Raw genomic sequence first — 13,629 nt, forward strand, 5'->3', positions numbered from 1 at the left:
ATGATCGACGATAACAACGGCAGCTCGACCTACTACGCTCCGATCGAATATATCGCCGTTGCTTCGGATGAGGGAAGAAGTCTAAGGGACATCCTCCGCAAACGGATCGGTATATCGAGACGGTTGATGGTCAAGTTAAAAACTTCGGACGAAGGATTATCCGTGAACGGGCAAAAGGTTTGGCCTAACCACCCGATATCGGAGGGAGACGTCATTCGTCTCCGGATGGAAACGGAAATATCCGAAACGATACTGCCTCAACCGATTGATCTCGATATCGTCTTCGAGGATGACCATTTGCTCGTGTTAAACAAACCCGCTGGCATTATCGTACATCCGACGACGGGACATTATCTGAACACGTTGGCTAATGGAGTCACGCATTATTGGCAGGAACGCGGAGAACGAATTCGATTCCGGCCCGTACATCGCTTAGACGAAAATACGTCCGGCTTGGTCATCATAGCGAAGCATCCGCTCGCGCAACAGCAGTTATCCGCTCAGATGATGGAAGGCACGGTGGTCAAGGAATATCGGACTTTCGTTTATGGGCGTCCGCCGGAGAGCGAAGGAGAGATCAACGCTCCTATCGGAAGGCAAACGGAAGATCCGCACCGACGCGTCGTTCGCGAAGACGGCGCTCCATCGCAGACGTTCTATAAAGTGTCGGCTAGCTATCTCGACCAGGCAAGCGCAATCGACATCCGACTGGGAACGGGAAGGACTCACCAAATAAGAGTTCATATGACATCCATCGGCTGCCCGATTATCGGGGACGGCTATTATTCGGAGGACAAATGGACGAACTCCGACTTGGCGGCGAGATTGTCCGGTAGTATTCAACGGCAAGCGCTGCACGCCTTTCGATTAGGCTTCGATCATCCCGTCACGGGAGAGGCGATGATACTGGAAGCCGCGCTTCCGGAAGATATGCTTAAGCTAGAGAGTGAATTAAGAATGATCGAGAGATAAGGAGATATTCGACGTGTCTAAGGCAAAAGTTCTGAAGATGTACCACCTGCCGACTTGCAGCACATGCAAGAGCGCGATTAAAGCATTGAAGCTACAAGGCTACGAGCTAGATCTGCAAGATATTAAAGCGAATCCGCCAACCGCGGAAGAGCTTGGCAAGCTTATCGGCATGAGCGGGTTGCCGATCGGCAAATGGTTTAACATATCGGGCGAGGTTTACCGGGAAATGCAGCTTAAGGACAAGCTCGCCGCGATGTCCGACGAGGAGAAGATTAGGCTCTTGTCCTCCAACGGAATGCTTATTAAACGTCCGATCGTTACCGATGGCAAAAGTAAAATAACGATCGGTTTCCGGGAACAGGATTTCGGTCCGATGTGGTATGTCTCATGAACCTATCCAACTTGAGGTCGAAACGTCTAGATAGATTAGGCTCGGCGATCTTCGCCGAAGTCGCGGAATGGAAGCAAGAAGCGCGCGACAAGGGGCTATCGGTCATTAGCTTGGATATAGGCAGCCCGGACCAACCTCCGCGCGAGGAGCTTCGTTCCGTACTGGCCGAGGCGGCGTTGCGTTCGGATACCTATCGCTATCCCGGGACGGAAGGCACGTTCGCTTTCCGCGATTCGGTTGCCAAGTGGGTTAACCATCGCTTCCGGGTCGAGCTTGATCCCGATACCGAGGTATTGTCCTTAATGGGAACGCAGGATGGATTAGCGCATTTGCCGCTAGCGATCAGCGATCCGGGCGATGCCGCTTTGCTCCCGGATCCGGGTTACCCGGTATACGGAGCGGGACTCGCGGTAGCCGGAGTCGAAGCGATTCCGTTGCCCCTGCTTCCGGAGAACGGCTATTTGCCCGATTTTGACGCGATTCCCCAGTCTGTCTGGGATAAAACGAAATTCATGATTCTCAATTACCCGAGCAATCCGTTGTCCGCAACGGCCGATCTGGCTTTTTTCGAGCGGGCGGTCGATGCCGCGTGCCGCCACGAGGTTTTGCTCGTCCACGACAATGCCTATAGCGAGATGGCTTTCGACGGATTGCGGCCTCCGAGCGTGCTCGAAATTCCCGGCGCTCGCGACGTAGCGATCGAGTTTCATTCGCTGTCCAAGTCCTTCCATTTAGCAGGTACGCGCTTAGGCTTCGCGATAGGCAATCGCGAGGTATTGGCAGCTCTTCGCGCCCTAAAGAACAATATCGATTTCGGCGTGTTCCTGGGAGCCCAGGAAGCGGGTATTGCCGCATTAGAGATGGATATTCGTGAGCCTAAACCGATCGCAGGATTATACGAGAGACGACGCGACGTATTCGTCGGGGCGCTGCGCGAACGCGGTTGGAACGTGCCTACTCCTCAGGCTACGATGTTCCTCTGGGCGGCCGTACCGGAAGGTTGGACTTCTCGTTCGTTCTCGCGTCAACTGCTTACGACCACGGGCGTCGCATCCATACCCGGCAACGCGTTCGGAGCACGCGGCGAAGGTTACGTTAGGCTCGCCCTTGTACAATCCGAAGAGCTGCTCTTAGAAGCGGCGAATCGCATAGGCGGGTTTATCAAAACCGTTCAACCGTGCTAGAATAGTAGAGATGATACGATAGATTCACAAGGGGAGAACAAAGTGCAAAAAGATCGGAATAAAGTACTTATCGTCGATGGAATGGCCGTTCTATTCAGGGCTTTTTTCGCTACGTCTTATACAGGATATATCAGGAAAACAAAAGCCGGACTGCCGACGAACGCCGTCTACGGCTTCGTTCAATACTTCTTCGACGCGATCCATACTTTTCAACCTACGCACGTGGTATGCTGCTGGGACATGGGAAGTACCACGTTCCGTACGGAGCAATTCACGGGATACAAAGCCAATAGGCCGGAAGCTCCGCTAGAGTTGATTCCCCAGTTCGAATTGGTGAAGGAAGTCGTCGCGGAGATGGGCGTTCCCAACATCGGAATCAGGGGTTACGAGGCGGATGATTGTATCGGAACGCTAGCGAACCAGCTTAGCCGAGATTCCGACGTATACATCTTGACCGGGGACCACGATATGCTTCAATTGGTGAACGAAAGCGTGAAAGTCGTCATCATGAAGAAAGGCAAGCTGAATTACTTGGTGTACGATCTGGAAACCTTATTTACGGAAAAACAGCTAACACCTATGCAGGTCATCGATATTAAGGGCTTCATGGGGGATACGAGCGACAACTATCCCGGAGTTAAGGGAATCGGCGAGAAGATCGCCTTGAAATTACTTCAAGAATTCCAAACTGTCGAAGGAGTGCTGGAAAACTTGGAGCTGCTTCCGAAAGGGGTCAGAGCCAAGATCGAAGCGAACTTGGATATGCTTCACCTATCGAGGGATTTGGCGAGAATCCGTCTCGACGTTCCCGTCGCTTGCGCCTTGGAGGATTGTCATTGGAGCCTGCGCAAAGATGCCGCTGCTTTGAAGTTCGAAGAGCTGGAGTTCGGCGGATTGGTCAAGCTGCTGGACTGATTTCATCAAACCGCTACAGTCAAATGGCGGACGAATATGAGGAATTTCGATTAAGCAACCGCATAGATAAGAGTGCTACAGTTAGAAGTATCTGAGCGACTCGCATGAGCATCCCGGGCGATAAGTCCGGGCTATTCGTTTAGAGTCCCCGGGCAGACAAATCCGCTTAATTTCTCCGAAGGAGTGGAATGTTTAGTGAAAGCGTTCATGGACGATAACTTCTTGCTGCAGAGTGAAGCAGCAGAACGGCTTTATCATGATTTTGCGGCCGGTCAGCCGATCATCGATTACCATTGCCATTTAAGTCCGCAAGAAATTTACGAGGATAAGCGCTATAACAATCTAGCGGAATTATGGCTTTACGGCGACCATTACAAATGGAAAGCCATGCGCGCGAACGGGGTCCCGGAAGCGCTCGTTACGGGCGGGCCGGGAGTATGCGATTACGACCGGTTCATGGCATGGGTCAAGACGGTTCCCCTGACGGTAGGGAATCCGTTGTATCATTGGTCGCATTTGGAGCTGCGCCGCTATTTCGGCATCGAAGAAACGATTAACGAGAAGAACGGTCCTCTGATCTGGGAAAAGGCGAACGCGATACTGAGCGACGAGAATTTCTCGGTGAGAAGGCTCATTCGGGATCAACGGGTGGAAGTCATCTGCACGACGGACGACCCGACGGATTCGTTGGAATACCATATGGGAATCCGGGAGCTGGAGAACTTCGATTGCCGAGTTCTTCCGTCGTTTCGTCCGGACAAGGGGTTGGAAATTCGCAGGGACACCTTCGTGCCTTGGGTGAAAAAGCTGGAGCAAGCGGCGGCATTGCCGATTACTACGTATACGCAGCTGCTGGATGCATTGGATAGTCGAATCGAACACTTCGCTAATGTAGGCTGCAAAGTTTCGGACCATGCGTTGGATCATGTGGTTTACGCGGATGCTTCGTTGGAGGAAGTCGAGGTTATTTTCGCGAAGGCGTTAAGCGGCGAGACGCTTAGCATGGAGGATGAACAAAAACACAAAACCTTCACGTTGATTCATCTCGGCGAGCAATACGCGAAACGCGGCTGGACGATGCAATTGCACATTCATGCCTCACGTAACAATAATAGCCGGAAGTTCGCCGAGCTTGGGCCTGATACCGGATACGATTCGATACACGACGGCCAGCTAGCTTATCCTCTCATGAAGCTATTGGATGGAATAGAGACGAGAGGCTCGCTGCCCCAAACGATACTTTATTCGTTGAATCCGAAAGATTATTACGTGCTCGGCACGCTCATGGGCAGTTTCCAGGACGGCAACGCGCCGGGGAAAATGCAGCTCGGATCCGCTTGGTGGTTTAACGATACGAAGGACGGCATGCTGGAGCAAATGAACGCGTTGGCTAACTTAGGGTTGCTGAGCCGGTTCGTCGGCATGCTAACGGATTCGCGGAGCTTTCTTTCCTATCCAAGGCACGAGTACTTCCGCAGAATATTGTGCAACATGCTGGGCGAGTGGGTCGTTCGGGGCGAGGTGCCGTATGATCTGGAGCTTTTGGGCGGCATGGTAGAAGACATATGTTACCGGAACGCGAAAGCTTATTTTGATTTCTAGCGCGATTGATCAAGCGGTATCATGAGAGACTGTCCTGGAAAGCGAGGGCAGTCTCTTTTTTGCGGAAAGCTATTCTTTTACCGCTCCGAGCACGATTCCTTTGACGAAATAGCGCTGCAGGAACGGGTAAACGGCTAGAATCGGAAGCATGGCGATGAAGATTTGCGCCGCCTTTACGCTGCGGTTGGACAATAGCTCCAATTGCTCGAAATCGATGCCTGTTTTACTCAGATCCAGCGCGACGATAATCGTCTGCAGAAGCGTAGCGAGGGGCCATTGATCGGGTGAGCTCATGTATAACATACCGTCAAACCAGTTGTTCCACTGTCCGACCATGGAGAACAAGGAAAGAGTCGCGATGGCCGGCATCGAAACGGGCAAATAGATCTTCAGCAAAATTCCGAAGGAGCCGGCTCCGTCCATAATGGCAGCCTCGTCCAGCTCTTTCGGGATGTTCCGAAAGAAATTCATCATGAGAATGATATTCCAGATATTAAGGGCATGGGGCAAAATATAAACCCAGAACGAACCGATCAGATTGACTTTCTGAATCAGAATATAATGCGGAATCAATCCCGCTCCGAATATCATGATGAACAGAAAAAACCATACGTACAGGGAGCGCCCTTTGAATTCGTACCCGCTTTTCGACAGCGGGAACGCGGCCAATATCGTTACGGCCATCGACACCGCCGTGCCGATTAGGGTTCGCATGACCGATACGCGAATAGCATTCAGGAAGTTGCCGTTGCTTAAGGTTTCCGAGTAGCTGTCCAGGTTGAAATCGATAGGCAAGAACGTGACCAGGTTACCCTCCGCTGCGGATTTTCCGCTGAAAGACACGGCGAGAATATGGAGCATCGGCAAAACGCACAAAATCGAGACGATCAGTAGAATGAACACATTACAATAATAAAATGCCTTGTAGGACGGATTTTTATAGTACATCTAACGACCTCCAGGATTGCCGGATTAAAATACGCGGTAGTTGGTCCATCTGTAAGCGCAATAATATCCGCCGCTAATGAGAATGAAGCTGACTAACGATTTGAATAAGCCTACGGCTGCAGCCAAGCTGTATTGCCCGCCCTTGAAGTTGCGGAAGACGAAAGTATCGATAATATCGCCCTGCTGCAATACAAGCGGATTGATAAGGTTATAGATTTGGTCGAAGTTGGCGTTCAGAACATTTCCCAGAGACAAGGTGAATACGACGGCCATGATCGGAAGCATGGAAGGGAGCGTAATGTATAGGGTTTGCTTCCATCTTCCGGCTCCATCGATTTCGGACGCCTCGTAGTATTCGGGATTAATTCCGGAAAGCGCCGCAAGGAATACGATGGCCGAAAATCCGAATTCTTTCCATAAATCGCTTACGATGACGGTGATTCTGAACCAGTCTCCATCTCCTAAAAACATGATCGGCTCTACCTGGAAGAAGGTTAGCGCCTGATTCACGATTCCTTGCAGGGAGAGCACGTCCAGCAAAATACCGCCAAGGATAACCCATGACATGAAGTGGGGCAAATAAACCATCGTTTGTATCGACCGCTTCAACCCTATTTGCCGAATCTCGTTCAGCATCAAAGCGAAAGCGACCGGAACGGCAAGTCCGAATATAATTTTTAAGCATGAGATCAACAAGGTGTTCCAAAGCACCTGAATGGAATCCTTCATCGTGAATACCATTTGGAAGTTATCCCAGCCGACCCATTCGGATTGCGCGAACCCAAGCCATGGCTTGAAGTTCTGGAACGCCATGACGATCCCCGGCAATGGAGCGTAATTAAATACCAGAGCGGCCAGAACGGCCGGCAGTAGCATAAGGTGGAATCTCCAGCTTTTCCTAAAATACATATATTTTTGCTTTCGACCTTTAATTATCGCGGTTGATGATGCTACAATGGCCGTATTCTTCATTCGGCTTCCTCCTCTTCTCGTTTGCTGTCTTCATTAGTTTAGGATCGAAGCTTTTCGCTGTATAGAATACATATTTAAGATGCATGTCACTATCTTAAGGGTCGTAAAGAATTAACATCAAAACAGCGAAGGAGATCAATCCGTGAAGAGAAATCGGCCGATATTCATTAAAATCAATGGCGTCATCCTCCTTCTCGTCATCCTCATCGCCATTCTGTATGCGTATTTCAGTCAAACTAGCTTCAAGGTCATCGATACTCAGATTACGGCCAATAATGAAAGCCAGTTGTCTTTTCTGAAGAAACAGGTCGAATCCAATGTCGAACGCCTCTCCTTATCTTCAACCGTGCTCGTTCGCGACTCGTCGATCTTGGACCTGCAGAAAAGTATTTTGCTAGAGAACGATTACGAGAGGATCAATTTTCAGAGGCAGGTAAAAGAAAAGCTGAACTTGCAGAGCTTCTCGAGCAATTGGTCCAATCATCTCTCCGTTTATTTGCCTGACATCCAGATTAGAATCTCGACGAATCCGGGCGACGGATACGATCCGAAAGATCTGGATAAGGCTAACAACGGCACATGGGAGCTCCATTACGATATCGATCGGCAATCCTCGTATTATCAACTGTTCATCTGGGATCCGTATTTCTCCAAAAATACCGAGCAAACCGTAAACGCGATCTACGAAGCGAGATTCGGCGTGGACAACATTCGGGAAATGCTGCGGCAGTACAAGCCGGACAGACCTGGCTACTCTTTCCTGCTGACGAGTTCCGGAAAGGTATTCTCGAGCTCAGCGAACGACGATGTGGACTATGAGGCCTTAGGCGCAAGTCTACTTCGGGAGAAGCTATCGGAGAGCGGACATAAGAAAATAAAGCTGGACAAGCAGAAAACCTACTTGAGCTATATCCGCCTTCCGAGCCTTGACGCCTACCTGGTCAATTACGTTCCGCTAAACGTCATTCATGCCCCGATGATCGTGAGCCGAAATCTGTTTTACTTGAGTCTGGTTATTCTTGTCTTTCTTGGATTCGGCGCAGCCTACCTGCTGTATCTTAACGTCCAGAAACCGATTTCGTATATCGTGAAAGGCCTAAAGCAATTCGAGATCGGGAACCATTCTTATCGGATCAACAGAAGGTTTCACAATGAATTCGACTATATGATGTTACGGTTCAACGATATGGGATCGGAAATACAGCACTTGATCGATAACGTCTACGCGGAGCAGAACCGCTCGCGGCTGGCAACGTTAAAGCAGCTGCAATCGCAGATCAATCCGCACTTTTTGTATAATTGCCTCTCTTTCATCGCGGGTTGCGCCAAAGCCGGATATACGGATACGATTCAGCAGATGACTTACCATCTGGGGGATTATTATCGCTATACGACCCGGGTCGAGAATCAAATGCCTCTCTTGAAAGAAGAGGTTGAACTGGTTCATCATTACTTGAAAATTTATGCGCTTCGCCTGGAGAGAATCGATTATCGGATCCAGATTCCTCCGGAGATGCTGAACGAGCCGATTATGAGGCTGATTCTCCAGCCGGTAGTTGAGAACGCGATCGTTCACGGGGTCGAACCGACGCTTGGACGAGGAAGGATACAAGTAACCGGCAGCGCCGACGAGGTTTGGAACGTCCTGCTCGTGGAAGACAGCGGAGCGGGGATGACGGAGCAAGAAATCGCGAGTTATATGCAGAGTCTGGAACAGCCCATGGAAGAGAGCACGGGGTGCGGTCTATGGAATGTCAATCAACGATTAAAGCAGCGATTCGGTCCGGAAGCGGGCATTTCCATGGGAAGGTCGAGCGAGCTTTCCGGACTATTCGTGAGGCTTCGTTGGAAAAGAGAGGAGGGCGACGACCATGATTCAATTGCTGCTAGTTGATGACGAGCCGATGATTCTGAACAGTATGGTAGATAACGCTTGGACGAGCGTCGGAGTTAGCGGAGTATACAAGGCGGTATCCGGGCTGGAAGCGATCGAGGTGCTAAGAAAAACGCCGATCGATATCGTCGTGACGGATATTCGGATGCCTGGTATGGACGGCTTGCAACTATGCCGCCATATTCAAGAGCATTACCCGCGCACCAAGTGCATTCTGTTATCCGGTTACGGTGAATTCGAGTACGCCAGGAAAGCGATTCAGTTCGGCACGGCGAATTATTTGCTGAAACCGATTAAGGATCAAGACCTTCTGGACGAGGTTGAGAGAGTCATAGAGGTCGTCGCCCGGGAATGGGAACATATCGGTTCAGTGGAACGGACAAGGCAGACGCTTCGCGTTCATCTGCCGTTATTAAGATCGAATCTGCTAAACGATCTATTGTCCGGGGTTGCCGTATCTTCATCGGCATTGGAAGAGAGAATGAAAGATTACGAGTTGCCTTTCGGAATCGGCGTCGATTGCGCTTTGCTGTTGGTCAGGCTGGACGGAGCGTTCGTTCATTCGGAGGATCATGATTATTTGCTCTATGAATACGGCGTTCAGAACATCGCTTGCGAAATTCTGGATGCGGATTTCGCGGTCTGGCAATGCAAGGATTCGCACGGGTATTTATGCTTTGTCGTGCAGGACAAAAATAAGGAAAGATTATCAGAGGACAATACAAGCGGCAAATCATTGGAAAAAGCGGCATATGAACTGCAATTGAAGGTTGCCGGTTTTCTGAAGGGGCAAATTTCGGTATTGATCGGCGGCCGTGGGATCTTCCCGGCGGATCTGGCCGAGCAATATCGAAAGTCCTTGAATGAATTCCGCAAAATTCCCCGAAGCGATCACGAATTCCTGATCTTGTCCGATCAGCCGCGCACGCAGTCGAGCTCTCTTCTAAGTTTGTACACTCCCCCCAGCTTCCATCAGTTGTTGGAGGCAGGACGACTGGAGGACGCTCGTCGCAAGCTGAAGGATGTTTTCGAGGAAATGAACTCCAAAAAGCTGGATTCGGAAGAACACGTGATGGAAGTCGTGTACGGCTTGATGAATGCCTTTCTCTATATTGCGCACCTACAGGGTCGGACGCTGTTGGAGATTTCGGGTTGGGGGACGGAGACGCTTGATGATCCGCGAGCTTTCCGCAGAACGGACAAGGTCATGGAATGGGCCGAAGGAGTGCTGAATCGAATAGATTCCGGCAGCGTTCGCGAATTCAAAGATAGCAGAAGCCAGTTGATAGCCAAGATTCAACGCTTTATCGAAACCCATATTGCCGAGGATGTGTCTTTGCAAAGGATTGCCGATCACGTGAATCTGCACCCGGCGTATTTGTCTTCACTGTACAAAACGGAAATGAAAGAGAACATTAGCGACTTTATCGTTCGATATCGGATGGAGACGGCGGGCGTTCTGCTTAGCTCGTCGGAAATCAAAATTTATGAGCTCGCCGGTCGATTGGGTTTTCAGAATCCGCCGTATTTCAGCAAATTGTTTAAACAATACTATGGGATGACTCCCCAAGAATATAGGGATCGTCACTACTCTTGAATCTTAATTATTTGATACGTGATCTTAAAATATATCTCTTACCTCCCAAGTAAGCGCTGTTATAAGATGAATTTGCGGTTAAAACGGCAATTAGGAGGATTGTAGATGAAGTCGAATAGAAAGCTGTTTCATCTTGTTCTTGTGGCGGTCATGGCTATCACTTTGCTTGCAGCCTGCTCCGGAAATAAAAATAATGGGGCAAGCGATAATACGGGAACGAATAACCAGTCGGAAGCTGCCGCTACTCAGGAAGCTTCGAATTCAAGCGAGGAAGCTTCGAATTCAAGTGAAGACGACGCTATTGTCGAAGCGATTCGGAATGGCACTTACAAATTCGAGACGCCCGTGACGATTACGACGGTCAAGGCAACGGACACCACGATGAAATTCAAAAACGGCGAAACTATGGAAAACAACGTTCATACCAAGTGGGCGCACGATACTCTTGGAATCGATATGAAAGTGCTGTGGCAAGTACCCGGCGATCAGTTCAACACCAAATTGAGATTAATGCTGACCGCAAAGGAATCCATGCCGGACGTGATTAACACGGAGGATATGACGCTGCTCGACGAATTGATCCAATCCGGTATCTATCGGGACATTACGGATGATTTCGAGAAGTACGCCTCTCCTAAAATGAAAGAGATATTCAATTCGAATCCGCTCAATTGGAGCCAGGTTACCTATGGCGGGAAGAAGATGGCACTTCCAAGCTTCGCGAATGCCGGCAACGATAATCCGGTCATGTGGGTCAGGCAAGACTGGCTAGACGAGCTGGGCTTGAAAGCCCCAACGACCATTGAAGAAATGGAAACGGTCATGCAAACCTTCCTGGACAAGAAGCCCGGAGGAACTAAAGATATTATTCCACTAGGGGCAAGCTTCGGTTCGGGAGGCGGTTCATACTATAATCCGTTTACGAGTTGGCTTGGAGAGACGTCCTGGCTATTCGGGGCTTATGGAACGGTACCGTATCAATGGCTGATCAGGGACGGCAAGCTAGTGCACGGTTCGACCGTGCCGGAGATGAAGGATGGCTTGGCCAAGCTGAAGGAGTGGTACGACAAAGGCTACATCTCGAAGGAAGCAGGACTGCAGGACGAAGGCAAAGTAGCCGAATTGGTCGCCCAAGGTAAAGTAGGCATCGTATTCGCGCCCTCTTGGATGGGCGGTTGGCCGATTCCCGATCTCGAGAAGAACGTTCAGGGAGCGACGATGAATCCTTATCCATTGCCTTCGAATAATGGAAAGGCTATGGCTCGCGACACGAATTATTTGAGAGGCGGAATGCTAGTAAAGAAAGACTTCGAGCATATGGATGCGTTGTTCCTGTATCTGAATCGAATATTCGGCAGAATAAATCCGGCAGAGGGCAGCGAATTCGTGAACGGCATGCATGAAGGCTATGATTTTGCGCTTAATGCGGACGGAACCTTGATGAAGAACGAGGATATACCTGGCGGATACATCGATACGTCTAAATTTCTCCTATATAAGCCGACAAATCCGTTCGTTTCGATTAAGATGGCAGCGAGATTATCCCGAGGCGAAACGCCGGTCACGCCATCCGAGAAAAAGGCGGCAAGCGGAGATCCTAAAACCTTGAAAGCCGCTGAAATCGTCGACGATGCTTGGGTGTCGGGAGTCAATGTCCTGAACGCGTATACGGGCAAGAATACGCCGACCATGCAAGACAAGGGCGGCATTCTGGTCAAGCTTGAAGCCGATACGTTCATCGGCATGATTTACGGGAAAAAGCCGGTAGACGACTTTGACAAATTCGTTACGGAATGGAACAATCTCGGCGGCGCGAAGGAAACCGAAGAAGTAAACGAATGGTACCAAACCACGCAGAAATAGTCAGGATAAACCCGCTGGCAACAGCGGGTTTCATTATGGCCGACAGCCCCAATACGATACGAACCCGAAGTTGTCCTTTCGTTGATTCCTATCGGAAAATCTTAATATTTTGCTAGCATAGCTTTAAATTGAATCACTTACCTAAATGTAAGCGCTGTTATACGATATGTTGGGGGTGATTAACATGAAGCTTAAAGGGATGGTTGCTCTAATTCTAACTTTATTCTCGATTGTCTTGCTGTCCATCTACTACGTCTCGGCACGTCCGCATCCGGAACGGACTCCCGTCGCGGACGTGAACGGCAGCCCGATTACGGCGAGGGAGCTAGAGAACGAACTGATGCGGCAAAGAGCGGGGGTCATCGATTATTTCCGCCAAACCTACGGAGCGGAATACGGCAAAGATTTCTGGGAAACCGATTATAACGGGGAGACCCCGGGCTCCGTTGCGAGGAATTGGGCACTGCAGTCCCTCGTCAGAACCCGGCTCGAACTGGAACTTGCACAATCTTACGGCTTGATCCGGGGAACCTCTTACGAGGACTTGTTACTTGAGATGGATAAGGAGAATAAGCGAAGACGAGCGGCAGTCCAAGCGAACGAGCCCGTATACGGCCCGGTCAAGTTTGATGAAAGCTTTTTTTTGAATTACTTCTTAAGCCATTTGCGAATTGAACTGAAGGAAAAACTGTCTGAAAAGGAGGTGAAAATGACGGATGAGGATCTGCAAAAGCATTACGAGCAGATTAAGGACACGATGTTTACGCTAGAAGGCAAGGTTAGCTTTGAGAAAACGGCCGTCTCTTACAGGGGCGAGGGCAAAGGTACAAGTGCCGAACGAAAATTAACGGCGAAGAAGTTGGCGGAATCGCTCCGGACGCTGGTGGATCAAGGAATGGAGGTTACGGAGGCAGTGCAATCGGCGCGGTTGCAGGCTGGCAACGATACGGTGACGATCCGGAATACCGATGACGAATTGACCGGCGATAAGGCCGGCGCGTATTACAGATCTCAACCGCAGCTCTATTCTATTCTCTCCGGCAGCCTGAAAGCCGGTCAGATCAGCGCTGTTTTCGACGAGGAACTACTCGGCGAGTATGTGTTTATCAAGGTTAAGGCGATTGAAGCCGACGGGTATCAAAGTTTTGAAGAGAACAAGCACAATGTGAGGAGTAGCTTTATGGACATCGCCTATGAATCATATCTGGATAAGCTCTACGATAAAGCTACTATCGAGATTTACGAAGAACGCATTGATCGATTGAAGCTGTTGTCCAACCTATAATAAAAG

The 13,629-nt window shown here is 49.9% G+C and carries 11 protein-coding genes; 9 read left to right on the top strand and 2 right to left on the bottom strand.

Annotation, left to right across the window (positions count from 1 at the left end; all coding sequences use genetic code 11):
• From DFP95_RS07415 to uxaC, 5 genes are all read left to right on the top strand, one after another.
• Nucleotides 1–972 (top strand): RluA family pseudouridine synthase, encoded by a 972-nt coding sequence (locus DFP95_RS07415; protein WP_115991966.1) that lies wholly within the window; start codon nt 1–3, stop codon nt 970–972.
• A 13-nt stretch (nt 973–985) separates the two neighbouring features.
• Nucleotides 986–1,363: a Spx/MgsR family RNA polymerase-binding regulatory protein gene (locus tag DFP95_RS07420; protein WP_245987459.1), complete on the top strand. Its 378-nt coding sequence runs from the start codon at nt 986–988 to the stop codon at nt 1,361–1,363.
• Nucleotides 1,360–2,547, top strand: a complete 1,188-nt coding sequence (locus DFP95_RS07425; protein WP_115991967.1) for an aminotransferase class I/II-fold pyridoxal phosphate-dependent enzyme — start codon at nt 1,360–1,362, stop codon at nt 2,545–2,547. The genes DFP95_RS07420 and DFP95_RS07425 overlap by 4 nt, the downstream gene beginning before the upstream one ends.
• A gap of 42 nt (nt 2,548–2,589) precedes the next feature.
• Nucleotides 2,590–3,462, top strand: coding sequence for a 5'-3' exonuclease (locus tag DFP95_RS07430; protein WP_115991968.1), 873 nt, complete (start codon nt 2,590–2,592; stop codon nt 3,460–3,462).
• Between the two features lie 195 nt (nt 3,463–3,657).
• Nucleotides 3,658–5,064, top strand: a complete 1,407-nt coding sequence (uxaC, locus tag DFP95_RS07435) for a glucuronate isomerase (RefSeq protein ID WP_115991969.1) — start codon at nt 3,658–3,660, stop codon at nt 5,062–5,064.
• 69 nt (nt 5,065–5,133) lie between these two features.
• Here the strand turns inward: uxaC and DFP95_RS07440 are convergent, their stop codons facing one another.
• The gene (locus DFP95_RS07440; protein ID WP_115991970.1) at nt 5,134–6,012 is read right to left on the bottom strand and encodes a carbohydrate ABC transporter permease; all 879 of its coding nucleotides are present in this window, start codon (nt 6,010–6,012) and stop codon (nt 5,134–5,136) included.
• A gap of 24 nt (nt 6,013–6,036) precedes the next feature.
• Nucleotides 6,037–6,984 carry an ABC transporter permease gene (locus DFP95_RS07445; protein WP_115991971.1) on the bottom strand — a complete coding sequence of 316 codons (948 nt, stop codon included), beginning with the start codon at nt 6,982–6,984 and terminating at the stop codon, nt 6,037–6,039.
• Nucleotides 6,985–7,126: 142 nt separating this feature from the next.
• Here DFP95_RS07445 and DFP95_RS07450 point away from each other — a divergent pair, with 142 nt between their 5' ends.
• From DFP95_RS07450 to DFP95_RS07465, 4 genes are all read left to right on the top strand, one after another.
• Nucleotides 7,127–8,878: a sensor histidine kinase gene (locus DFP95_RS07450; protein ID WP_115991972.1), complete on the top strand. Its 1,752-nt coding sequence runs from the start codon at nt 7,127–7,129 to the stop codon at nt 8,876–8,878.
• Nucleotides 8,856–10,475, top strand: a complete 1,620-nt coding sequence (locus DFP95_RS07455; RefSeq protein WP_115991973.1) for a response regulator transcription factor — start codon at nt 8,856–8,858, stop codon at nt 10,473–10,475. The genes DFP95_RS07450 and DFP95_RS07455 overlap by 23 nt, the downstream gene beginning before the upstream one ends.
• Nucleotides 10,476–10,580: 105 nt before the next feature.
• Nucleotides 10,581–12,338, top strand: a complete 1,758-nt coding sequence (locus tag DFP95_RS07460; RefSeq protein WP_115991974.1) for a type 2 periplasmic-binding domain-containing protein — start codon at nt 10,581–10,583, stop codon at nt 12,336–12,338.
• A gap of 184 nt (nt 12,339–12,522) precedes the next feature.
• Entirely contained in the window at nt 12,523–13,623 is a 1,101-nt protein-coding gene (locus DFP95_RS07465) for a hypothetical protein (RefSeq protein WP_115991975.1), read from the top strand.
• Nucleotides 13,624–13,629 lie beyond the last annotated feature (6 nt).

This window comes from Cohnella lupini (assembly GCF_003386205.1).
Classification (GTDB): domain Bacteria; phylum Bacillota; class Bacilli; order Paenibacillales; family Paenibacillaceae; genus Cohnella; species Cohnella lupini.

Bases quoted from the DNA above. Each gene is read 5' to 3' on its own strand.
- DFP95_RS07445 (WP_115991971.1), bottom strand. From the start codon at position 6,984: ATGAAGAATACGGCCATTGTAGCATCATCAACCGCGATAATTAAAGGT.
- DFP95_RS07415 (WP_115991966.1), top strand. From the start codon at position 1: ATGATCGACGATAACAACGGCAGCTCGACCTACTACGCTCCGATCGAA.
- DFP95_RS07425 (WP_115991967.1), top strand. From the start codon at position 1,360: ATGAACCTATCCAACTTGAGGTCGAAACGTCTAGATAGATTAGGCTCG.
- DFP95_RS07460 (WP_115991974.1), top strand. From the start codon at position 10,581: ATGAAGTCGAATAGAAAGCTGTTTCATCTTGTTCTTGTGGCGGTCATG.
- DFP95_RS07455 (WP_115991973.1), top strand. From the start codon at position 8,856: ATGATTCAATTGCTGCTAGTTGATGACGAGCCGATGATTCTGAACAGT.
- DFP95_RS07465 (WP_115991975.1), top strand. From the start codon at position 12,523: ATGAAGCTTAAAGGGATGGTTGCTCTAATTCTAACTTTATTCTCGATT.
- DFP95_RS07440 (WP_115991970.1), bottom strand. From the start codon at position 6,012: ATGTACTATAAAAATCCGTCCTACAAGGCATTTTATTATTGTAATGTG.